Here is a 22,456-nt window from a genome sequence, read left to right on the forward strand (position 1 = left end):
TTTATTTGAAAGTTGTTCCACCATCAATAACAATTGTTTGTCCAGTGAGCCATCCACTTTGTGTTTTATCACATAAAAATAGAGCTGCACCAGCTAGATCTTCAGGAGAACCCATTCTTTTTAATGGGGATTGTTCTTCTACTTTTGCCTTTACTTCATCGTAATCTGGGAAAGCTCTTAGTGCATCAGTATCGATAGGACCACCGCTTACTGCATTAACACGAATGCCAAATTCCCCAAGCTCAGTAGCAGCATATTTTACCATTGTTTCAACGGCATTTTTTGAATTGCCATGACCTGCATAATTTGGCATATAGACAAGATTTCCAGTTGAGCTAAGAGAAACTATTGCTCCACCACCTACTTCTTTCATCCTTTTTGCTGCTTCTTGTGCCCCAACCACAAAAGCTAAAACTGTTGCTGTATAAATATTATTTAATCCCTTTGGTTTTAATCTCATAAATGGAGCAAAGCCACCTACAACACTACGACCATAAATAATAGCATTGCTAACAAAAAAGTCTACCCTATCAAAATCTTTATCGATTTGTTCAAAAAGGGTGGTGTATTGCTCTGGCTCTAAAACATTCAACGGGTAATAACAAGCTTTGATACCAAATTTTTTTATTACATCCTCGGCAATTTTTTGCGCCTCTTCCTCATTTTTGTTGTAAGTGAAGGCAATATTAACACCACATTCTGCAAATCTATATAAAATAGCTTTTCCAATTCCTCTTGTAGCTCCACTAATTACAAGAGTTTTACCTTTCATATATTCCATTGTTGCATTCATCATTTTAACACCTCATAGTTTTGTAAAGTATTTTCAATTAACCTCATATTCTCCCTGCTAGGTTGGAGAAGTGGTAATCGATACTCTAGGGTATCCAATAGACCAGCGATAAACATTGCTGCTTTTATTGGTATTGGATTGCTTTCGCAAAATAAAACTCTATTTATATCATAAAGTTCATTATTTATTGCTTTAGATTCTGTTAATTTTCCATAAAGAGCATATTCTGTAAGTTTTGAAATTTTATCTGGAAGTAAGTTTCCAGTGACTGATATTACTCCTTTTCCGCCATTAGCAAGTATAGGATAGTTGATTGCATCATCTCCGCTAAATATCAAAAGATCTTGAGCGTGGGTATTGAGTTCGACGATAGTATCCATATGTCCATTAGCTTCTTTGATAGCAAAAATATTTTCAATATCTTTAAAAAGCCTAATTGCAGTTTGTGGTTCTATATTTACACCAGTTCTTCCTGGAACATTGTAGAGCATCAATGGAATTTCTACAGAATTTGCCACAGCTTTGTAATGTTGATATAGCCCTTCTTGCGTAGGCTTATTGTAATAAGGGCTAACACACAATATGGCATCAGCACCACATTTTTGGGCAAATTGTGCAAGCTCTATTGCTTCTTGAGTGCAGTTGCTTCCAGCACCAGCTAGCACTTTAACCCCCTTATTTTTACAGGTGCAAACAGCAATTTCAATACATTGCATATGTTCTTTATGACTAAGGGTTGCAGATTCTCCTGTAGTTCCTACAGGAACACAGGCTTGCATCCCGTATTTTATCTGTCTTTCTATCAATCTAATGTAAGTTTGTTCATCAATTTTATTATTTTTAAAAGGGGTGATTAGAGCACTCATAGCACCAGAAAGCATTATTTCTCCTTGCTTGGTTTTAAAATTAAACTTGTTGATTGATCTAAAATAAGATATTTGTTTGCAACATCAACAAGATCTTTTATTGTAAGTTTTGCGAAGTCTTCTTCATAGTTTAATAGTGGTTTAATATTGCCTCTAGCAAAATAGCTACCAAATAAGTCCGCAACACTTGATGCATCTTCAAGGCTATAAATAAAGTCTGCTTTAGTATTGATTTTTAATTTATCTAATTCCTCTTGAGAGATGTCCCCAGATTGAATTTTTTTAATAATTTTTAAAATTTCTTTTTTAATATCTTCTGCTTGTATATTTTCATTTGCAGAAGCAATAAACATAAATACACCTTCATCAATTAGATCCATATTGTATCCATAAATTTGGTTAGACATTCTTTTGGAATCCACAAGTTCCTTATAAAGCAGGCTACTTTTTCCATTGCTCAGAAGGCTTGATAATGCACTGAGTGCTACTTGATCTTTAGAATCAAAACTTGGTATTTTGAAACCAAAGGCAAGCCATTGTAATTGCGTATCTCTATAAATAACAACTTCTCTTGGTCCATCTTGTTTTGGTTCTTTTGTAAAAACTATAGGGATGGGTGCTGTATTTTTGATGTTATTAAAATATTGAGTAGCTTTTTTGAAAACTTCTTGAGGGGAAATATCCCCAGCAACAATAATAATTGCATTATTTGGTTGGTAAAAAGTAGAATGAAAATTTCTAATATCTTGGATATTCCAATTTAATATATCATCCATAAAACCAATAGGAGTCCAATGATAGGGATGGTAGATAAAAGCAGTGTTAAAGAATCTAAAATAAAGATAACCAACAGGATTATTATCTGTTCTCCATCTTCTTTCTTCAGCTACTACATCTCGTTCTGGTAAAAATTCATCTTCTTTAAGGGCTAGATTTTGCATAAGTTCTGCAAATAAATCAAGAGATTGATCGAGATTTTGAGCACTTGATTTGATAAAATAGTGGGTGTAGTCAAAACCTGTGGAAGCATTGGTAATGCCACCAAATCTTTTTACAATTTCATCAAATTCTCCAGCCTTAAGATTCTTAGTGGATTTAAAATTTAGATGTTCAAGCATATGTGCAATGCCACTTTTTCCCATAAATTCATTTCTTGAACCAACCTTATAAAAAACACTTGTTTGAATCACACCACTTTTGTTGTTGATGGGTATGACAACAACTTCTAATCCATTGTCTAATTTAATACTTTCATATTTTGGTAAGCTGCTAGCAAAATGAACACTCATAATCACTCCTAAAAGAAATAAAAACTTCTTCATAAATCAATTCCTATGATTTCTGAAATATTTTCAAAACCATCATTTTTTATCATTTGTGCAAGATTTTGATTTATATTTTTGCAAATACTAGGACCTTCAAAAATAAAAGAAGTATAAAGTTGGATAAGTGAAGCACCGTGTCTTAGTCTTTTGTATGCTTCAGTTGCATCTGAAATACCTCCAACGCTAATGAGGGTTGTTTTTTTAAAAAAGGCTTTGGCTAGGACCTTAAAAACTTCAAAACTTTTTTCTTGTAATGCCTTGCCACTAATTCCTCCAATATTTTTTGGTGATTGGACAAGTGAATAATCAATCGTAGTATTGGTAGCAATAATTCCACTTGCATTTTTATCTATAGCTTTTTGACAAACTTCTAGCATAGAATCTAGATTCATATCAGGAGATATTTTTAAAAAGATAGGTTTATGAGTTTTTTCTCTAGCCATACTAAAGAGCTCATCTACAAAAGTTGTATTTTGCAAATCCCTTAAATTTGGAGTATTGGGAGAGGAAAGATTAAAAACAAAGTAATCACCCAAATTAACAAAGACTTCTAATACATCTTGATAGTCTTTTAGAGCGTCTTTTTGTTCTATCTCTTTATTTTTTCCAAGATTGATACCAAGGGGAATGCTAAAAGGATAAAGTTTTTTTAGTCGTGATGAGATAACTTGAGAGCCTTCATTGTTAAATCCCATTGCATTTTGGATACTTTCCTCTTGAATATGTCTAAATAATCGAGGCTTAGGATTGCCATTTTGAGGTTTTTTTGTAATTGTTCCTAGTTCTAGATAGCCAAAACCAAGTGTAGTTAATCCTTCAATCATTGTGCAATTTTTATCAAATCCAGCACCTATGCCAATTGGATTGTAAAAATCCAAACCACAAATTTTGTTTGAAAGCATAGAATCTTGGTAGTAGAAATTTTTTGCCATTAAATCTTGAATAATAGGTTGATTTGCAATATATCTTAGAAAAAATTCAACAAGACTATGTGCCTTCTCTGGGTCTATTTGAAACAAAACTTTGCGAATCTTTTTATACATCACAATTCCTTTTTAGAATCAAATTTAAGTATTTTAATTTTACTTAAAAAAGCCTAATTCTTATAACTTTTTGCAAGCTCTATATAATGTTGTGCAGAAAGTTTTATAGAAAGTATTTCTTCTTCACTAAGTTGTCGGATAACTTTTGCTGGATTTCCCATAATAAGGGAATTTTTTGGGAAAACTTTATTTTTTGTAATAAGGGAATTAGCCCCAATGATACAATTTTCTTCTATGATGGCATTATCCATAACAATGCTTCCCATACCGATTAAAACATTATCATAAATTTTACAAGCATGGATAATACAATTGTGTCCTATGGTGACATTTTTTCCAATGCTAACATTTCCATTTTGCGGATGATAATCCACGTGTATTGTGCAAAGATCTTGTATATTGCTTCCTTCATCAATAAAAATTTTATTAACATCACCCCTTAAGACACTTCCAAACCAAATGCTGCAATTTTTTTGTATTTGCACATCGCCAATAAGACAGGTATTTTCAAATAAAAAAGCCTCTGGATGTATTTTTGGATTTTTATTTTGATGAGATTTTAATACTGGTTCCATATAATTGTCTCTCCATTTTCTTTTAATGCCAATACTTTAAAAGATTCTTTGAAGTTTCCTTGCTCCATCCCAGGACTTCCTATAGGCATACCAGCAACAATCAATCCTAAAATATCCTTAGGTTTTTCTGATAAAAGTTTTTGAATATCTTCTGCTGGTACATGTCCCTCTATAAAATATCTATCAACAATAGCGGTATGACAGCTTTGTAGATTTTCAGGGATATTAAAATGTATTTTGAGTTTGTAGAAATCTGGTGTTTTGACATCTTTTGTTTTAAATCCATTTTCTTGAAGATGTTTGCTCCAGTATTCACAACATCCACAGCTTGGACTTTCATAAACGATGACTTGAGGATTGGCAAAAACAAAAGATAAAAGAGAATAAAGAATGAAGAGTATTTTTTTCATAAAAAACCTTTGAGATTGGGTTGGATTTATCAAACTTTAACATAAAAAGATTTATACTTATGTAACTAAAATATATATCTAAAGATGATAGTTGATTCTGGAGCTTGAAATTGAGATTAGCAAGGTTTATAATTTTCGTATTGTTTTGTAGTTGCATTTTTGCGTTTGCAGCAAATCCTACTATTCCAACAGTAAATTTATCATTGACTGCACCAGATACACCAAAACAACTCGTTACTACTTTAAATGTTGTTTTGGTATTAACGCTTCTAGTATTGGCTCCATCTTTGGTGTTAGTGATGACTAGTTTTACGCGTTTGATTATTGTTTTTGCATTTTTAAGAACTGCTTTGGGGACTCAGCAGTCTCCTCCTACGCAAATTTTGGTTTCTCTTGCATTGGTATTGACTTTTTTTATTATGGAGCCTGCAATGAAGGAATCTTATAATCAGGCAATCAAGCCTTACATGGATAATAAGATTTCTTATGAAGCTGCTTTTGATAAGGGGATACAGCCTTTTAAGGATTTTATGTTAAATAACACAAGAGAGAAAGACTTGGCTTTATTTTTTAGAATACGTGATTTGCCTAACCCCCAAACAACACAAGATGTTCCTTTGAGTGTTTTAATACCAGCTTTTATGATTAGTGAGTTAAAGACAGCATTTCAGATAGGATTTTTGTTGTATTTGCCTTTTTTAGTAATTGATATGGTTGTGAGTTCAATTTTGATGGCTATGGGGATGATGATGTTGCCACCAGTAATGATTTCTTTACCTTTTAAAATATTGATTTTTGTTTTAGTAGATGGGTTTAATTTACTGATAGGTAATCTTGTTGCAAGTTTTAGGTGATATTTAAATTATGGAGCATAATGCTTTTTTTAATCGCGAACTTTCTTGGTTGCGATTTAATACTCGTGTATTAGAACAGGCTAAAAGAGAAGATTTTCCACTTTTGGAGCGTTTAAAATTTTTGGCAATTTATAGCACTAATTTAGATGAATTTTATATGATTCGTGTTGCTGGACTTCAGAGATTGTATGCAAATCATATTGTTGAAATTGGTGCTGATAAATTAAGCGTAAAAGAACAGCTTGAAAAGATTGAGCATTATTTAAGAGAAGAGCAAAAAGAATTTGAAAATATCTTTACGCAATTACAACAACAACTAGCTTTAGAGGGTTTTTTTATCAAAGAGTATTCTGATTTAAAAGAGGAAGTTTATCAGAAGAAGATGAAAGATTATTTTGATAATCAACTCTATCCAATTATAGTTCCAATGGTAATTGATTCTACAAATCCTTTCCCACATCTTAATAATTTAAGCTTTGGTATTGTTTTGAAATTAAAAAAAAGAGAAGATGGGGCAATGTATTATGGAATCATTCGTATTCCTAGAATCTTAAAGCGTTTTTTTTGTGTTGATAAGGGCTTGTTTGTAAGCATTGAGAGTATTATCGGGGCTTTTTCTCATACACTTTTTTTTGGATTTGAAGTTCAAGAGTTTTTGGCATTTCGTGTTACTAGAAATGCTGATATTGAAATTGAGGAAGAAGAGGCAGATGACTTTATTGAGTTAATGAATGAGGGTATTAAAGCTAGACGCAATGGAAATTTTGTGCGTTTAGAGTTTTGTGGAGATGAAAGGGCAAGAGATTTGCAAGATTTTATCAAAAAGCAAACTCAAATTCAGGATAAAGATGTTTATTTTTATAAAACTTTTTTGAATAAGGCGTCATTGTGGGAACTTATGGACAAGCAGGATTTTGCCCATTTAATGCTCCCGCCATTTGTTCCAAAGAATATAGGATTATTAGAGAATAAAAACAATATATTTGAAACAATAAAAAAGCAAGACTTTTTGTTGTTTCATCCTTATGAATCTTTTGATGCTATTAGTGAGTTTATACATCAAGCAAGCAAGGATCCTGATGTGCTCTCTATTAGAATGACACTTTATCGTGTTGGTAAAGATTCTCCAATTGTAGAATCTTTAATACGAGCTGCTGAAACAAAACAAGTCACTGTTTTGGTGGAACTAAAGGCTCGTTTTGATGAAGAAAATAATTTACATTGGGCAAAAGCATTAGAAGAAGCAGGGGCTCATGTAATTTATGGGATTTTTGGCTTAAAGGTGCATGCTAAAGTTGCCTTAGTCATTAGGCAAGAAGGTGAGAAATTGCAAGGATATGCGCATTTAAGTAGTGGAAATTATAATCCTGTGAGTGCAAAAATCTATACAGATCTTAGTTTTATGAGCTCAGATTCAAAAATCGTAGAAGATATTATTCAATTTTTTCATGCATTATCAATAGGAATAGCATATAAAACTTCATTGCAAAAACTCTATATGGCGCCTACGCAAATCAAGCATAAAATATTAGACTTAATTGCCCAAGAAGCACAATATGGGGAAAAGGGGTATATTATTTTAAAAGCAAATGCTTTGGTAGATAGTGATGTGATTAAAGCACTCTATCATGCTTCATCGTGTGGTGTGAAAGTGGATTTGCTAATAAGAGGGATTTGCTGTTTGGTGCCACGAGTTAATAAAATGAGTGAGAATATTCGAGTGTTTTCACTTGTTGGAAAATATCTTGAGCATGCTAGAATATATTATTTTAAGCATTGTCACGCTATCTTTTTTTCGAGTGCTGACTTGATGCCTAGAAATTTAGAAAGACGCGTTGAGATTTTAACACCTATCACTTCTTTAGAGTGGAAGGAAAAAATGTTAGATATTTTAAAAATGCAGTTAAGTGATGATGTAAATTTATATCAATTAGATTCTATGGGTAATTATCACAAAGTTAAGCAATATAAAAAAGTAAATGCGCAAATTTTTTATGAAGAAAATATACAAAGACAAGATTATTTTAAAGAGAGGTTGTGATGAAAAATTCAGTTGTTATAATGGCTGCTGGGAAGGGCACAAGAATGTATTCTCAATTGCCAAAAGTATTGCATAAGGTATGTGGAAAACCTTTGTTATTTTATATTATTCAAGAGGCTTTAAAGATTAGTGATGATATTCACTTAGTTTTAGCACATCAAGCAGATTTGATACAAGAAAAAATACAAGAAAACTTTCCAAAGAAAATTACTTTTCATTTTCAGGATTTATCGAAGTTTCCAGGCACTGGTGGAGCTCTTATGGATAGTGGTTTGCAAAAGCCATTTAAAACAAAATATGAAAAAATATTGATTTTAAATGGAGATATGCCATTGATTTTAGCTAGTGATATGCAAAAACTATTGCAAGCACAAGGTGATATTGCCCTTAGTGTCATCAAACTTGCTAATCCAAGTGGATATGGGAGAGTTCTGATTGATCAAGATAGGGTGATGGCAATTAAAGAGGATAGGGATTGCACAGAAGAGCAAAAGAGAATCAATCTTGTAAATGCTGGAGTTTATGTGGTTGATAGAAAGATTCTTGAAGGTTTTTTGCCAAAACTTACCAATAATAATGTACAAAGCGAATATTATCTTACAGATATTATCTCTTTTGGAATAAAAAATCATTTAAAAGTTACGCCTCTCATTAGCGAGAGTGATAATTTTCTTGGTGTAAATTCTAAACTTGATTTATCTTATGTGGAAGAAAAGATGTTGGATAGAATTAGGAAAGATTTAATGTTAAGGGGTGTGATTTTACATCTTCCACATACTATTTATATTGAGAGTGAAGTGGAATTTGAGGGAGAATGCGAGATTGAGCAGGGTGTGAGGATTACAGGAAATAGCAAAATAAAATCAAGTTTAATAAAATCTCATAGTGTTATTGAATCAAGTGAGATTATCTCAAGCGATGTAGGACCATTAGCGCATATTCGTCCAAATAGTGTTATTTCAAATACTCATATTGGAAATTTTGTTGAGGTAAAAGCAAGTAAATTGGATGGAGTTAAGGCTGGCCATTTGAGTTATTTGGGTGATTGTGAAGTTCAAGAGGGGAGTAATATTGGTGCAGGTGTTATTACATGTAATTATGATGGTGTTAAAAAATCTAAAACTTTTATAGGAAAAAATGTTTTTATTGGCAGTGATACCCAACTTGTAGCACCTCTTTGTATCCCATCAAATGTTTTAATTGGTGCTGGAAGCACGGTGACAAAAGAATGCGATGAGGGTGACTTGGTTCTTTCTAGAACCCAACAAAAAAATATTAAAAAAGGTTTCTTTAAATTCTTTAGTAAATAAACCAAAATAAGGTTTATTTACATCTTTATTTTTGCCTTGATTCCTAAAAGGCTTAGTCCTAGTGTAAGCGAAGTGCTTACAACTTTGCATATTTTTAAGATTTGTATTTCCTCTGATGAGCCTAGAATCTTATGTGCATTATAAAAACTATGAAAGTCTGCGGCAAGATTTTTTAGATACTCACAAACTTTTTGCAAGGCTCTTTCTTCAAAGGCATTTTCTAAAACTTTTTGTATTTGCATTGCTTGGAATAAAAGATTTTTTGCACTTTGATTTTTTAATCCAAGAAGTGAGGTGCTATCAAAATTTTGTTGTGCAGTTTTTTCAAATAATGTATGAATTCTAGCATTGGCATAGTTGATATAAAATACAGGATTGCTAGAATCTTGTTTATCAAGATCATTGACATCAAATTCTAAGGCAGTGTCAAGTTTTTTTGATAAAAAGATAAAGCGTAGAGAATCAGAGCCAATGTCTTTAGTTACATCTTTCATTAAAATAAAATTACCCGCACGCTTACTCATTTTATAGGGCTCCCCACCTTTCAGTAGGCTTACCATTTGAGCCAAAATTATCTCTAGTTTTTTACTATCAAAATTTAAAAATTCTAGACTCGCTTTAATGCGATTGATATATCCATGATGATCTGCACCCCAGATATTGATATAATGATCATAGTGTCTGATAAATTTATCATGATGATAAATAATATCCCCTGCTAAATATGTAGGCTCTTTATTTTCTCTAATAATCACCCTATCTTTTTCATCACCTTTTTCTTGGGAGTTTAGCCAGGACTTTCCATCTTTTTCATAGACTGCCTTATTTTTTTGCAATTTTCCAAAAATATCATTCCATTCTTGATAGAGTGATTGCTCACTCACGAAACTATCAAAATAAATACCAACTTCTTGAAGATTCTCTTGTATTTCTTTGAGCATAAGATCTTTGCCAAAATTACCAAGGATTTGAAGATTTTTTTCATCAAAAATATCTAAACCAAAATGTTGTGCAGCAAGTTGCGCGATATCAATAATATATTCACCTTTGTAGTAGTTCTCTGGATATGTAACTCGTTGTTTTAGAATATATTCCTGCCCTGCTAAAAGAATAGATAAGCCAAGCATAGATATTTGAGCACCAGCATCATTGATATAATACTCTGTTGTGATATCATAGCCCAAATATCTTCCTATTTTAGTAAGGCTATCCCCAAAAACAGCTCCTCTTGCATGCCCTATGTGTAATGGTCCAGTGGGATTTGCACTTACATATTCTAAAAGTATTTTTTGTTTTTTTGGAGAGGATATTTTTGATGGTTTTAAAAAGTTTGCTACTTGAGAATCTAAAAATTTATCTGATAGTGTAAGGTTAATATAGCCATTTAATACATCCACTTTTTCAAAGGTATCTTCACTAGAAATCTTTTTAGCAATCTCTTGAGCAATGGCAATAGGAGGTTGTTTTAAGGTTTTTGCAAGACTAAAGGCTACTGGAGTTGCAAAATGTCCATATTCTTTATTCTTTGGAGTTTCTAGAATAATCTCATCAACTCCTATAATATCTTGCAGTAATTGCTTAATGCACTGATGCATTAAGCCTCCTTAGTTTTTCTTGTGGTAGTCTTTTTTGTAGCAGTCTTTGTGCTCTTCTTTGTAGATGTGCTAGAGGTTGCGCGCGGCTTTCTTGGAGCACTTACTTTTTTTGGTTGTTCTTTTTTTATTTCCTGAGCTTGTATGATATTTTCTTCTTCTTCATCATCTTCTCGAACAGCTTTTTTAAAATTTTTAATACCGCTGCCTAAACCTTTTGCCAACTCTGGTATCTTTTTTGCACCAAAAAGCAAAATAATTACAAGTAAAACAATTACCCAATGCCAAATGCTACCAAATCCACCCATTCTTAGTCCTTTGTCATTAAATTGATTATTTGGGATTATACAACAAAAAACTACTTTTCAATAGTTTTCCATTTTGCACAAATTGATTTTGCATCAAATCTTGTGCAGGGTAATGTATGTGCAATTGCTAAAATTTTGCGTATAGATTCTTCAATATTATCATTGATGATGAGATAATCAAATTCATCAATCGAGAGCATTTCTTGATATGCGTTTTTAATGCGAGTTTGTATAATCTCTTCAGTATCTGTATTTCTTTGTTTCAAACGACTTTTTAACACAAGATCATTAGGAGTAGTGATAAAAATAGATTTTGTTAATTCCGGATAATATTGCCTAATATTTTTATGTCCTTGCACATCAATATCAAAGACAACTAATTTTCCTTCTTCTAGTGCTTTTTCAACAGGTATACGTGAAGTTCCATAATAATTATTATGCACTTTTGCCCATTCAAGAAATTTATTTTCACGAATATCTGCCAAAAATTCTTCTTTAGAGGTAAAAAAATATTCCCTCCCATTTTTTTCGTTAATTCTTGGTAGCCTTGTGGTGGTGGATATTGAGAAAAAAAGATTTGTAAAATTTTCTTTTAGTGCATTGCATAGGGTGCTTTTTCCACTTCCACTGGGTCCAGATAAAACTAAGATATGTCCTTGCATTATTTTGTAAAGTCAATTTCCAAAGTTATTTTTGAATTATTAAAGATTTTTTGAAGCTTTTCTTCAGGAGTGTTTTTTATAAAATCAATAAAATCTCTACTTGAACATGAAAAGTTTTTTAGTGTAGAGAGTGGTTGATTTAATGCCTCTAATATATCACTTTCTTCAAGAGTGATACTATCAATATCTGTATTAAGATCTTCAAATGGCATATCAAACTCTTGTTGTAAGTGTTCTTCAATACTTTGATGTAAGTCTTTATTAAAATCTTTAGAATCTTCTCGTGTTTCATAAGATTCTTGGCCAAAGTCTTCATAAAGAGTGTTTTCTTCTTGAATATTTGTTTCCTCTAGGAGTTTTTTTACTTCATTAATTTCAGAGAGATTGAGAATATTGGAGTTTTCTAAGTTTTCTAAGTTTTCTAAGTTTTCTAAGTTTTCTAAGTTTTCTAAGTTTTCTAAGTTTTCTAAGTTTTCTAAGTTTTCTAAGTTTTCTAAGTTTTCTGGATTTTCTGGATTTTCTGGATTTTCTGGATTTTCTGGATTTTCTGGATTTTCTGGATTTTCTGGATTTTCTGGATTTTCTGGATTTTCTGGCGTTGCAATATCTAAATCAAAAGTATCTAAAAAATCCCCTTTTGCTGTATCATCCAAGGCAAAATCAATATCTTCTTCTTTAGGATTTAAGTCAAGATCATTTAAGTCAAAGTCTGTAAAATCTTTATTTTCAAGCTCACTAGTTGCCTCAGCAATATAATTATTTTCTTGAATAACTCCTCTGTGATTTAAATTTTCTTCTTTTAAAATTTCTTGAGTATTGAGCGTAACTTCTTGTATGTTTGTATCTGATTCTTGTAAGATGGGTTCAATGGCTTCTTTTTTATCTTCTATTTCTGTTTCAAGATCTGGAATCTTAAAATCATCTGTATTATCAAAATCTAATAAAACCTCATTGTGATAAGGCGATGTTTCTTTAGCAAAAACTTCAGTATTTTGCGTAATAGTAGATTTGGGTATTTTTGGTCTAATAAAATCAACAATTTCAGTAGGCAAAAATGGTTTTTTGATATAGTGATCAAATCCTTTGATAGGCTGCGAAGTTTTCCTATAAATAAGGATTTTTTCATATTCTAAAGGGGGGATACCTGTGATGTTGGGTATGCTGTCATCAAAGAAAGCAATAATATTTTCATCTTCTGAGACATCAACAAAAGAGACATCAAAATTATCATAAACATGTAATGAAAGATTTAGATTCCTTACGCTATTTTCTATTATTTTTATAACCATAGAATCTTTACTAAAAAGATAAATTTTCAAAAGATGCCCCATGCTTTGATCTAATTTGTTGTTAAAATTATAGCATACAAAAGAAGTTTTCTTTGGGTTGTGATTATGAATAAGTTATTGGTTTGTTTGTTATTTTGTTCTTTTTTGTCATCAAAGGAGAGAATTTTTTTTATGCCTGATGAGCAAGAGCAAGCGTTGTATCATTTAAAAAAAACATTAGAAAGTGCTAAAGAGAGCATTGATATTGCAATTTATAGTTTTACTAATAAGGAAATTGCAAAGGTTTTAAGGGATAGGGCAAAAAATGGTGTTAGGATTGCAATCATTTATGACAATGAAGCAAATGTAAAAAATAAATATTCTACAATAGGCTATTTGGCGATATTAAATAATGTTAAGGTATGCACCCTTAAAGGCGTATACAATGAACAAAAAAAATATTATGGGATAATGCATCAAAAACTTGCAATTGTTGATGGCAAAAAGGTTGTTTTTGGATCTGCAAATTGGAGCAAGGGTGCTTTTGAAAATAATTATGAGATTCTCTATTTTACTGACAAAATAGAGATTGTGCAAAAAGCAAAAAGTTTTTTTAATAAGATGCAACAACAGTGTTTGGTTTTTTAAGAAATTTTAATAGGATGTCTAATAATAGTTTTTAGTTTGTGCATTTGTGTTTTTCTTGGATTGCTAATATAAATTTCATGATGTGTTCTTTTCTTGTTGAAATCTAGTTTGAAGCCTTTTAGATTTGCATATTCATGCATTGTCTCTACTGTTTGAATTTCACTTTCATATGATCCTAAATGCATGCATTGAACACAAAGTCCCTCCTGATAGGATAAGAATCTAATCTTTGAAAAATCTTTCGTTTTATCTTTTTTAGCTTCGTTTAATGCCCAATAAAAATCTTTCATATCTACAAAATCGGGCATTCTGATGGCTGAAATAAATCTAAAATGTTCTTTATGTTGATAATCAACACCATGAACTCCATCTTGCCACCAAAATCCCTCAAGAGGAGGTACAATAAAATCAAAGAAATTTTTTATAAAATACCCTTTTTTTGAACTCATTTTAATTTTATAGGCAATATTATAAAGTAGTCCAATAGATTGTTGATATTCTCCATTTTCTATATTTGGATCACCTTTACCTTTAACAGCAATAAATTTCATTTTTGGAATCTGTATAATAGAGGGGGTATTTTTTGGTTTATAAAGATGGCTATAAACTTTCTTATAATCAAAAATACTTTGTTTTTTATGCAATTGCATTCAAAAGATCCTTGAGCATACTAGAGATTCGTCTACCATCAGCATTAAGATTTTTTGCAATTGCCATTACTTTACCCATATCTTTTGCTCCGCTAGCCTGTGTATCTTTAATGATTTGTCTTAAGGCTTGTTCTAATTCTTCGTCATTGAGTTGTTGTGGCAGGTATTGTAGTATTAGTTCCATTTCCTTGCTTTCTTTTTCAAAGAGATCTTCCCTTCCACCTTTTTTATACGCCTGTGCAGCATCTTCTCTTTGCTTATAAGCAGATTTTAAGATTTTAATCACATCTTCGTCACTAAGTGTTATTCTTTGATCAACTTCCACTTGTTTGAAAGCACTATTTAGCATTCTTAGAGTATCTCTTCTAAAAACATCCTGATTTTTCATTGCTTCTTTTAAATCCTGATTAATCTTTTCTTTAATAGTACTCAAAGTATCTCCTTGTAGTATTGGAATAATTGTTGCTTGATTATAACAGAAAAATTTTGATTAAAAGGATTTAGCGGTGATGAAAAAAGGATTGCTCTTTTTGATGTTTTTGTATTTACAAGCCTATCAGCCAGAAATTGATATGAATCCTCCAGAGTATGTTGAGGAAATGCCTTCAAGAGATTTTATCCCTGAATTTAATAAACCAGGTAGCTTGTTTGGTCAGGGTGATAAGCCTCTGTTTTCTGATAGAAGGGCAATGAGGCCTGATGATCTTATTACAGTGATTATTAGTGAAAATTCAAGTGCTAATTATTCTTCTTCTAAGGCATATAATAATAATTCAAGTGGTAACTCTACAGCACCAAGATTGCAATACAATGGCGCAGATGAAGATAAAAAGAAAACTACTCAAGAACTAGATGATAGGACAAATTATACTTTTACAAAACCGACAAATAATACTACTTTTAAGGGTGGAGGAACTCAAAGCAAAACCGAAGCCTTAAATCTTACGGTAACTGCACGCATTATAAAGGTTTTGGAAAATGGAAATTATTTTATATTTGGCAATAAGGAAATTTTAGTAGATGGGGAGAAGCAGATTATTAAAGTAAGTGGTGTTGTGCGTCCCTATGATATCAATCGTAATAATACAGTAGAATCAAAATATTTAGCAGATGCAAAAATTCAGTATTCAAATTTAGGTGATTTGAGCAATACAAGTAAAAAGAAAGTTGCCAGTGATGCTATTGAGAGTGAGTATCCTTACTAAATGAAAAAGGTAGCAATTATACCAGCAAGAGGTGGTAGCAAAAGGATTCCTAGAAAAAATTTGAAATTATTTTGTGGTATTCCTATTATTGCTTATTCTATCCGATTGGCTCTTCAATGTGAAATTTTTGATATGGTTGTGGTGAGTAGTGATGATGAAGAGATTTTAGATTTATCAAAGAAATATGGAGCACATCTTGCTATCAAGAGGTCTGAGGCATTAAGTGGTGATAATGTTGCTACTTTACCAGTTATTGCTAATGTCATTAGCACTTTGCAACTAAAATCTAAAGATATGGTATGCTGTATTTATCCCACAGCTCCACTTTTAGAAACACAGTATATCCTTGAGGGCTTTAAGTTGCTTCAAGAGAGGAGTGATAAAAATTATGCTTTCTCTGCGGTAGAGTTTGATTCTTCCCCCTTTAGAGGATTTTGCATACAAGATGAAGTATTGACATTGCTTTTTCCACAATACCAGCTTTTTAGATCTCAAGATTTAAGAAAAGTTTATCATGATGCTGGGGGATTTTATTGGGGATATGCACAAAGTTTTTTAGAAGAGCGAAGAATTTTTGAAAAAGATTCTATTCCTGTGATTTTGCCAAGAATGTTGGTTCAAGATATTGATACTCTTGATGATTGGAATTTGGCTGAGATTAAATATAAAATAAAATATGCTTAAGGTTGCCATTTTTTGTGAGTATGGAGTTGTTTTTGGGATGGGGCATTATTCTCGTTGTTTGCTATTGAAGCAAAAGCTCCATACACTTGGTTTTGAGGTTGTTCTTTTTACCTATAATCAAGATAGTCGGTTTGATCAAGCCTGGTTTTATGGGGATAATATTCTTTCTCATTTGGAAGGTATAGATTTTGTTGTTATTGATAGTTATCAAGCAGAATCTAGAGTGTATGAAATAGCCTTACAAAAAGTTAAAAAAGTAATTGTGATTGATGATGTCGCAAGGATTCCTTTTCCTAGAGATTGTGTTATTTTTAATGGAGGGATTGATACTAAGGATTTATATATTGCATATCCTAATGAAGTTTATGCAGGAATTGAATTTATGATTTGTGATGAATTATTTTTTCAAGAAAAAAAAGTTCAAAGCGATAAGCTGATTATTTGTTTTGGTGGGAGTGATGAGGGGAATCTTACGCAAGCAGTTTATGATAAGGTGCGGGATTTTTTTTCTGAAATTATCGTAATTTTGGGACCTTGTTACAAAGCACATTTTTATGGGGATTGTAAGATATATCGCAATATTGATGCAAAGAGTTTGTGTGAGCTTTTTGCTACTGCAGGATATGCTATTACAGCAGGAGGTAGAATGTTAAATGAGCTCTTAATGTCAGAGATTCTTTCAATAGTTATTCCTGTGGCAAAGAATCAAATGCATCAAGTTGAGGCATATGCAAGATATAATGTTATTATTCAGACGACATTAGAACACTTACAAGCAGATATTCAAAAGACCAATTTACTTTCAAAAGAACAAATATACCAATTTAAAAAAAAGTTTGGCTCTCAGTTAAATGATAAGTTATTGCAGGTTTTAAAATGATAAAGGAGCATTTTTTTATTGAGGATATAGAAATTATTAACTTTGTTAATTTGGATAGGGATGATATATTGGAGGTTTTTAGGCTTCGTAATCATCCAGAAATTTCAAAGTGGATGTTTCATAAAAATTTTTCATTACAAGAACATTTTAATTTTATAGAGACATTAAAAAAAGATAAAACAAAATTTTTCTATCTTCTAAAACAAGAGGGGATTATTTTGGGGGTAGTTTCATTAGTAGGAGTAGATTTTCTAGATAAAAAATCATACGCAGGTATCTATAAAAATCCTATTTTTTCTAAAGTAGGAGATAAGATTTTGGCGATTTTAGAAATAATTGCTTTTGAAAGAATGCAACTAAAAACCATTATTTTAGAGGTTTTTTCTCATAACTATCATGCTATTTCTTGCTATGAAAGAAATGGATATATAAAATGCAAACAAAATTCCAAGGAGATTTTGATTTATGAAAAACACAAATTGTAAGCCTCTGATAGTTGCAGAGATTAGTGCAAATCATCAACAAAATTTAGAGATTGCAAAAAAAAGTATTTTAATGGCAAAAGAAGCTGGAGCAGATAGTGTAAAGATACAAAGCTATGATCCTTCTTGCTTGACTTTAGATTCTAAAAGCGATATTTTTCAAATTAAGTCAGGACTATGGAAAGATAAGAATCTTTTTGAATTGTATAAAGAGGCATTTTTGCCTTGGGAATGGCATAGTATTTTATTTGATTATGCCAAAAGTATAGGAATTGAAATTTTTAGCACACCATTTAGTCAAAAAGCACTTGAGGTTTTAGAAGACTTAAATTGCCCACGCTATAAAATTGCAAGTTTTGAACTCATCGATTCTTTTTTTATTTATGAAGTGGCTAAGACAAAAAAACCTATAATTCTTTCTACAGGGATTGCTACAGAAGCTGAGATACAAGAAGCAGTCTTGATGTGCAAAAAGGCTGGCAATAATGATATTACGCTTTTGCAATGCACTAGTGAGTATCCTGCCTCAATAGCGCAAGCTAATCTTTTAGCAATGCCAAATCTAGGAAAAACTTTTGGAGTTAAGTATGGTTTATCGGACCATACTTTGGGTAATTTATGTGCAGTTGTAGCAACTACTCTTGGGGCAAGTTTGATAGAGAAGCATTTTATTATTGATAAGAAATTAGGAGGAGTAGATAGTGCATTTAGTATGGATTTTGAAGAATTCAAACTTCTTGTAAAAGATATCAATGATACTATCTTATCTCTTGGAGATGGCACTATTGGCAGGGATGAGCAGGCATATAAAAATCAAAGAAGTTTTGCAAGAAGCCTTTTTGTTAAGAAGAATATCAAAGCTGGAGAAATATTGAGTAGAGAAAATATCGGATCTTTTAGACCTTATGCTGGTTTGCATCCAAAGTATTTAATGCAAGTATTAGGGAAGAAAGCAAAAAGAGATTTGGATTTTTCCAAACCTCTTAGTTTTGATGACTTTGAGTAGTTTTTTGACATTTGCTACAAACGACAAAAAGTCTCATATCATGACTAATAAGTTTGCAACCATTTAATGTAGCAATTTTAATTTGTTGCTCTTCAATGGAGGTATCAACAAACTCTTTGATTTCACCGCATTCAAGACATATAATATGATCATGATGTTCTTTTGCTGCTATCTCGTAGCGTTTTCCGCTTTTATCAGTTTCTAGTGTTGTAATAAATTTCTCTTTTTCTAAAAAATTCAAGATTCTATAAACAGAGGAGATGCTAGTGCTTTTATCTTTGATGCGTATTTCTTGAGCTATCTCTTCTGGGCTTAGATGTGTGCGATTTTTATAAAGAACAGAGATAATTTCTTCTCTTTGTTTTGAATTTTTCAGACCATTTTTTTTGATTGAAATTCTTAATCTTTCTAAGATGGAATCTAAAGTTTCAAGACGATTTGACATGATGTAACCTTGCTGTTTCATTTAATTTCTAGGTAATTGTAACATATTCTCACAATACCTTATGTAATAAGATAATCTTAATAATATTGTAATATAATTGTCAAATCAATAAGGTTAAGGTAGTAAAAACTAAAGGTATTTGAGACTTTTGGAGCAAGGAGATATTTATGTTTGGAAATTCTAAGAGAGTTCAGCTTGAAGTGGCTCAAAAAAATTCAGAAATAGAAAAGTTAAAAAAAGAAAATGCTATTTTAAGGGAATTGGCAGGCTTTAGTGCTCAAGAAATTGTAATAGGTGTGAAAGATGGAGAGATAGTCTTTATGAATAATATTGCAAAGATGCTCCATAAAGGGATTTTAGAAAATCTAGATTTTAATGCGCAGAGAGTTTTTATTGATGGTTTTACCTATCAAATTAAGAGTATGTATTTAGATGATATCACTTATTATGCAATTTTTAAATCTGATTTTAGAAGTGAAATTGTTGATAGTGTAGATTTATTTGCTGTATATCATCAAAGTTTAAAAGATGGAATCTTAGAGGCTCAAGGCTCTTTGCAGAGTATTTTGACAGAATTAAAACAAATCCTACAAGAATCTCAAAGAGGGCAAGAACTTAGCACTGAAGGATTAAATTTAAGTAAGCAGGCTTCTGATAATGTTCAGGCATTGCATCAAAAAATGCAAGGAGCTATTGTGCTTGTGGATTCTTTGGCTCAAAGAAGTAGCGAGATTACAAGTGTGATTTCTTTAATTGATGATATTGCTGAGCAGACAAATTTATTGGCTTTAAATGCAGCTATTGAGGCTGCAAGAGCTGGTGAGCATGGAAGAGGTTTTGCAGTTGTTGCAGATGAGGTAAGAAAACTTGCTGAGAAGACACAAAAAGCAACAAAAGAGATTGCTATTGTTGTAAAATCAATGCAACAAGAATCTAGTGATATTCAAACAAGCATTGAAGAAACAAATCAAGCAACACAAACCATTAAAGACAAAATTGAAAAGCTTTATTGCAATATGAATAGTTATAAAGTAGGTTCAGAGATTGCAAAATATACAGTTCAAAATTCAAATAATAGAGTTTTTTGTGCACTTGCTAAATTGGATCATACAGTATATAAAAATAATCTTTATGCATTTGTATTTGATATTGCTGATGATTTTAAACAAGTTGATCATACGCAATGTCGTTTGGGTAAATGGTATTTTGAAGGTGATGGAAAGAATAGTTTTGCGGATACACAAGGATATAAAAAACTTGATAATCATCATTTGGGCGTCCATAGTAATGCAAATGCACTTGCACAGATTCTAAAAGATGGCAGAGATAAGGCTTCTAGGGAAGTGATTAACACAAAGGTGCTTGGAATGGAAAAAGCAAGTAGTGGAGTGATTGATTGTATCAATGAAATGTTTGAAGAGAAGCAAGAAGAAATTGAAAAATCAAAAAATAAAATTAGAGAAAAATAATTGAGTTCTTTGCCCTTTAAGAAAATATTTATTACATCAGCTTTTGCTATCTTATTTTTTGGAGCATTGTGGATTGTATTTGTTTGGCTAGCCTTGCAAGATGATGTATCAAAACTTAAAAATTATCAACCACAGCTTACGACTCAAATTTTGGATAGAAAAGATAGGTTAGTAGCAAACATTTATGGCGATCAATTTAGATTTTATGCCAATTTTGATGAAATACCTCCACGAATGATAGAGGCTTTAGTGGCCGTAGAAGATACGTTGTTTTTTGAACACCACGGAATCAATTATGATGCGATTTTTAGGGCTATTTTAAAAAATTTAAAGCACGGAAAATATTCTGAAGGAGGCAGCACACTCACACAACAACTCATCAAAAATACAATTTTAACAAGAGATAAAACGCTTTATAGGAAAGTTAAAGAAGCGATTTTGGCTATACAAATTGAGCTAACTTTAAGTAAAGAAGAGATTTTAGAGCGTTATTTAAATGATACATTCTTAGGTCATGGTTACTATGGTGTTAAGGCCGCGGCACAAGGGTATTTTAAGAAAAACTTAGATCAATTAACCTTGAAAGAAATTGCAATGATTGCAGGATTGCCTCGTGCACCAAGTTTTTATGATCCTACTAAGAATCTTGATTTTTCATTAAGTCGTGCAAATAATATTTTAGAGAGAATGTATACATTAGGTTGGGTGAGTGAAAGTGAGTATAAAGAAGCGCTTGCTGAGATTCCGGAGGTTTTTAATCAAGGATTGGCACAAAATCAGGCACCATATGTTGTGGATATGGTGGTGAAACAGCTTTCGTATTTACCAGATTTAAAGACAGCTGGTTATGTCATAAAGGTTAATTTAGACTTAGATTATCAAAAGATTGCACAAGAGGTTTTTAATAAAGGGTATCAGAATGCAATAAAGTTAAATAGATTGCAAGACAAAGAAAATACTCTAAATGGTGCAATGATTGTAACGCATTCAAGGACTGGAGAAATACTTGCATTGATTGGAGGCATTGATTATAATAAGAGTGCATTTAATAGAGCAACTCAAGCAAAGCGTCAGATTGGTAGCACGATTAAGCCTTTTATTTATCAAAATGCTTTTGACGCTGGATATTCTCCAGCTACTATGATTCCAGATGTGGCAAGAAGTTTTGGAAATGACGAGGAGTATTGGCGACCAAAAAATGCTGGAAATTCTTTTAATGGGATTGTGAGCTTGCGTTATGCATTGATTCACTCTTTAAATCTTGCTACGATCAATTTGGTAGATATGGTTGGATTTGATAAAACTTATAATGCAATCAAATCTTATGGTTTTAATCCTAGTGCAAAGAATCTAACTATTGTTTTGGGGAGTTTGATTGCTGCACCTATGGATTTAGCAAAGACTTATTCTCTTTTTTCTAATGAAGGAATTATTTTAGAACCTCAACTTATTTCCCAGCTTATTTCTAGAGATGGGAAAGTTGAAACCTTTTATACAAAGCAAGAAGAATTTACAACACCGCAACAAGCATATTTAGTAACTTCTATTTTGCAAGAAGTGGTAAATAATGGTACAGGCAGAAGGGCAAGGGTAAGGGGTGTAGATGTTGCAGGAAAAACGGGAACGACAAATAATAATAATGATGCATGGTTTTGTGGTTTTACCCCAGATACTCAAGTGATTATTTGGTTTGGTAATGATAATAATGGATCTATTGGAAATATTGGAGGAGGGACAAACATCGTTGCTCCAATATTTTCTGATTTTATCAATGGAATACTAAAAATTGATCCAAGCTTAAAAAAACGCTTTGTAATTCCTGAAGGGGTATATCAAAAAACAATTGATAAAGTAAGGTATTTTTATACCGATACTTCCAAATTACCAGATAAAAAAATTACAGAAGAAGAGAATAAGCTTATCTTTTAATTTTTTAATAA

General features: G+C 31.8%; 24 protein-coding genes and 1 pseudogene. 12 read left to right on the forward strand and 13 right to left on the reverse strand.

What is annotated here, in order from left to right:
• Position 1: 1 nt before the first annotated feature.
• Genes CQA57_RS00750 through CQA57_RS00775 form a run of 6 tightly spaced genes read right to left on the reverse strand, consistent with a single transcriptional unit; the run spans position 2 to position 5,012 of the window.
• Complete coding sequence (locus CQA57_RS00750) at positions 2-793, reverse strand: enoyl-ACP reductase (RefSeq protein WP_115578402.1); 792 nt, start codon at positions 791-793, stop codon at positions 2-4.
• Positions 793-1,674, reverse strand: coding sequence for a 4-hydroxy-tetrahydrodipicolinate synthase (gene dapA, locus CQA57_RS00755; protein WP_115578321.1), 882 nt, complete (start codon positions 1,672-1,674; stop codon positions 793-795). The genes CQA57_RS00750 and dapA overlap by 1 nt, the downstream gene beginning before the upstream one ends.
• The gene (locus CQA57_RS00760; protein ID WP_115578322.1) at positions 1,674-2,981 is read right to left on the reverse strand and encodes a M16 family metallopeptidase; all 1,308 of its coding nucleotides are present in this window, start codon (positions 2,979-2,981) and stop codon (positions 1,674-1,676) included. Before CQA57_RS00760 ends, dapA begins: the two co-directional genes overlap by 1 nt.
• Positions 2,978-4,030, reverse strand: a complete 1,053-nt coding sequence (locus CQA57_RS00765; protein WP_115578323.1) for a quinone-dependent dihydroorotate dehydrogenase — start codon at positions 4,028-4,030, stop codon at positions 2,978-2,980. Before CQA57_RS00765 ends, CQA57_RS00760 begins: the two co-directional genes overlap by 4 nt.
• Before the next feature lie 50 nt (positions 4,031-4,080).
• The gene (locus tag CQA57_RS00770; RefSeq protein ID WP_115578324.1) at positions 4,081-4,602 is read right to left on the reverse strand and encodes a gamma carbonic anhydrase family protein; all 522 of its coding nucleotides are present in this window, start codon (positions 4,600-4,602) and stop codon (positions 4,081-4,083) included.
• On the reverse strand, positions 4,587-5,012 hold the full coding sequence (locus CQA57_RS00775; protein ID WP_115578325.1) for a DUF411 domain-containing protein: 426 nt from the start codon (positions 5,010-5,012) through the stop codon (positions 4,587-4,589). Before CQA57_RS00775 ends, CQA57_RS00770 begins: the two co-directional genes overlap by 16 nt.
• Positions 5,013-5,152: 140 nt before the next feature.
• Here CQA57_RS00775 and fliP point away from each other — a divergent pair, with 140 nt between their 5' ends.
• The 3 genes from fliP to glmU are packed head-to-tail and all read left to right on the forward strand — an operon-like array spanning position 5,153 to position 9,217.
• The gene (gene fliP / locus CQA57_RS00780; protein WP_245941819.1) at positions 5,153-5,866 is read left to right on the forward strand and encodes a flagellar type III secretion system pore protein FliP; all 714 of its coding nucleotides are present in this window, start codon (positions 5,153-5,155) and stop codon (positions 5,864-5,866) included.
• 10 nt (positions 5,867-5,876) lie between these two features.
• Positions 5,877-7,907, forward strand: coding sequence for a polyphosphate kinase 1 (ppk1, locus tag CQA57_RS00785; RefSeq protein ID WP_115578327.1), 2,031 nt, complete (start codon positions 5,877-5,879; stop codon positions 7,905-7,907).
• Entirely contained in the window at positions 7,907-9,217 is a 1,311-nt protein-coding gene (gene glmU, locus CQA57_RS00790; RefSeq protein ID WP_115578328.1) for a bifunctional UDP-N-acetylglucosamine diphosphorylase/glucosamine-1-phosphate N-acetyltransferase GlmU, read from the forward strand. Before ppk1 ends, glmU begins: the two co-directional genes overlap by 1 nt.
• A 17-nt stretch (positions 9,218-9,234) precedes the next feature.
• On the opposite strand, the gene argS is transcribed toward glmU, so the two are convergent.
• From argS to CQA57_RS00810, 4 genes are read right to left on the reverse strand one after another with little or no spacing between them, the layout of a single operon-like run.
• A complete protein-coding gene (argS, locus tag CQA57_RS00795; protein WP_115578329.1) occupies positions 9,235-10,812 on the reverse strand; it encodes an arginine--tRNA ligase in 1,578 nt (525 codons plus the stop codon).
• Positions 10,812-11,117: a twin-arginine translocase TatA/TatE family subunit gene (gene tatA / locus CQA57_RS00800; RefSeq protein WP_115578330.1), complete on the reverse strand. Its 306-nt coding sequence runs from the start codon at positions 11,115-11,117 to the stop codon at positions 10,812-10,814. Before tatA ends, argS begins: the two co-directional genes overlap by 1 nt.
• 50 nt (positions 11,118-11,167) lie before the next feature.
• Positions 11,168-11,779: a guanylate kinase gene (gene gmk, locus CQA57_RS00805; protein WP_115578331.1), complete on the reverse strand. Its 612-nt coding sequence runs from the start codon at positions 11,777-11,779 to the stop codon at positions 11,168-11,170.
• Positions 11,779-13,098: a hypothetical protein gene (locus tag CQA57_RS00810; protein WP_115578332.1), complete on the reverse strand. Its 1,320-nt coding sequence runs from the start codon at positions 13,096-13,098 to the stop codon at positions 11,779-11,781. The genes gmk and CQA57_RS00810 overlap by 1 nt, the downstream gene beginning before the upstream one ends.
• Positions 13,099-13,173: 75 nt before the next feature.
• On the opposite strand from CQA57_RS00810, the gene CQA57_RS00815 reads away from it, so the two are divergent.
• Entirely contained in the window at positions 13,174-13,695 is a 522-nt protein-coding gene (locus CQA57_RS00815) for a phospholipase D-like domain-containing protein (RefSeq protein ID WP_115578333.1), read from the forward strand.
• Here the strand turns inward: CQA57_RS00815 and CQA57_RS00820 are convergent.
• The gene (locus CQA57_RS00820; RefSeq protein WP_115578334.1) at positions 13,692-14,345 is read right to left on the reverse strand and encodes a GyrI-like domain-containing protein; all 654 of its coding nucleotides are present in this window, start codon (positions 14,343-14,345) and stop codon (positions 13,692-13,694) included. The two genes, CQA57_RS00815 and CQA57_RS00820, sit on opposite strands and share 4 nt — an antisense overlap.
• Complete coding sequence (locus CQA57_RS00825; RefSeq protein WP_115578335.1) at positions 14,332-14,778, reverse strand: GatB/YqeY domain-containing protein; 447 nt, start codon at positions 14,776-14,778, stop codon at positions 14,332-14,334. Before CQA57_RS00825 ends, CQA57_RS00820 begins: the two co-directional genes overlap by 14 nt.
• 76 nt (positions 14,779-14,854) lie before the next feature.
• Here CQA57_RS00825 and flgH point away from each other — a divergent pair, with 76 nt between their 5' ends.
• From flgH to pseI, 5 genes are read left to right on the forward strand one after another with little or no spacing between them, the layout of a single operon-like run.
• Positions 14,855-15,550, forward strand: coding sequence for a flagellar basal body L-ring protein FlgH (gene flgH, locus CQA57_RS00830; protein WP_115578336.1), 696 nt, complete (start codon positions 14,855-14,857; stop codon positions 15,548-15,550).
• Positions 15,551-16,234, forward strand: a complete 684-nt coding sequence (gene pseF, locus CQA57_RS00835) for a pseudaminic acid cytidylyltransferase (protein WP_115578337.1) — start codon at positions 15,551-15,553, stop codon at positions 16,232-16,234. It abuts the gene before it with no gap.
• Positions 16,235-16,271: 37 nt separating this feature from the next.
• A complete protein-coding gene (locus tag CQA57_RS00840; protein ID WP_147288334.1) occupies positions 16,272-17,114 on the forward strand; it encodes a hypothetical protein in 843 nt (280 codons plus the stop codon).
• Positions 17,111-17,599 carry a UDP-4-amino-4,6-dideoxy-N-acetyl-beta-L-altrosamine N-acetyltransferase gene (gene pseH / locus CQA57_RS00845; RefSeq protein ID WP_115578339.1) on the forward strand — a complete coding sequence of 163 codons (489 nt, stop codon included), beginning with the start codon at positions 17,111-17,113 and terminating at the stop codon, positions 17,597-17,599. Before CQA57_RS00840 ends, pseH begins: the two co-directional genes overlap by 4 nt.
• A complete protein-coding gene (gene pseI / locus CQA57_RS00850; RefSeq protein WP_115578340.1) occupies positions 17,580-18,602 on the forward strand; it encodes a pseudaminic acid synthase in 1,023 nt (340 codons plus the stop codon). The genes pseH and pseI overlap by 20 nt, the downstream gene beginning before the upstream one ends.
• On the opposite strand, the gene fur is transcribed toward pseI, so the two are convergent.
• Positions 18,580-19,047, reverse strand: a complete 468-nt coding sequence (fur, locus tag CQA57_RS00855) for a ferric iron uptake transcriptional regulator (protein WP_115578341.1) — start codon at positions 19,045-19,047, stop codon at positions 18,580-18,582. The two genes, pseI and fur, sit on opposite strands and share 23 nt — an antisense overlap.
• Before the next feature lie 680 nt (positions 19,048-19,727).
• Between fur and CQA57_RS08330 the strand changes: the two are divergent.
• The 3 genes and pseudogenes from CQA57_RS08330 to CQA57_RS00865 form a co-directional block, all read left to right on the forward strand.
• Positions 19,728-20,009 (forward strand): annotated as a pseudogene (locus CQA57_RS08330) (methyl-accepting chemotaxis protein); the annotation flags it as partial.
• Between the two features lie 54 nt (positions 20,010-20,063).
• On the forward strand, positions 20,064-20,516 hold the full coding sequence (locus CQA57_RS08335) for a CZB domain-containing protein (RefSeq protein WP_245941823.1): 453 nt from the start codon (positions 20,064-20,066) through the stop codon (positions 20,514-20,516).
• A gap of 9 nt (positions 20,517-20,525) precedes the next feature.
• Positions 20,526-22,445, forward strand: coding sequence for a transglycosylase domain-containing protein (locus tag CQA57_RS00865; RefSeq protein WP_115578403.1), 1,920 nt, complete (start codon positions 20,526-20,528; stop codon positions 22,443-22,445).
• Positions 22,446-22,456: the final 11 nt, after the last annotated feature.

The sequence above is a fragment of the Helicobacter anseris genome (assembly GCF_003364335.1).
Lineage (GTDB): Bacteria > Campylobacterota > Campylobacteria > Campylobacterales > Helicobacteraceae > Helicobacter_H > Helicobacter_H anseris.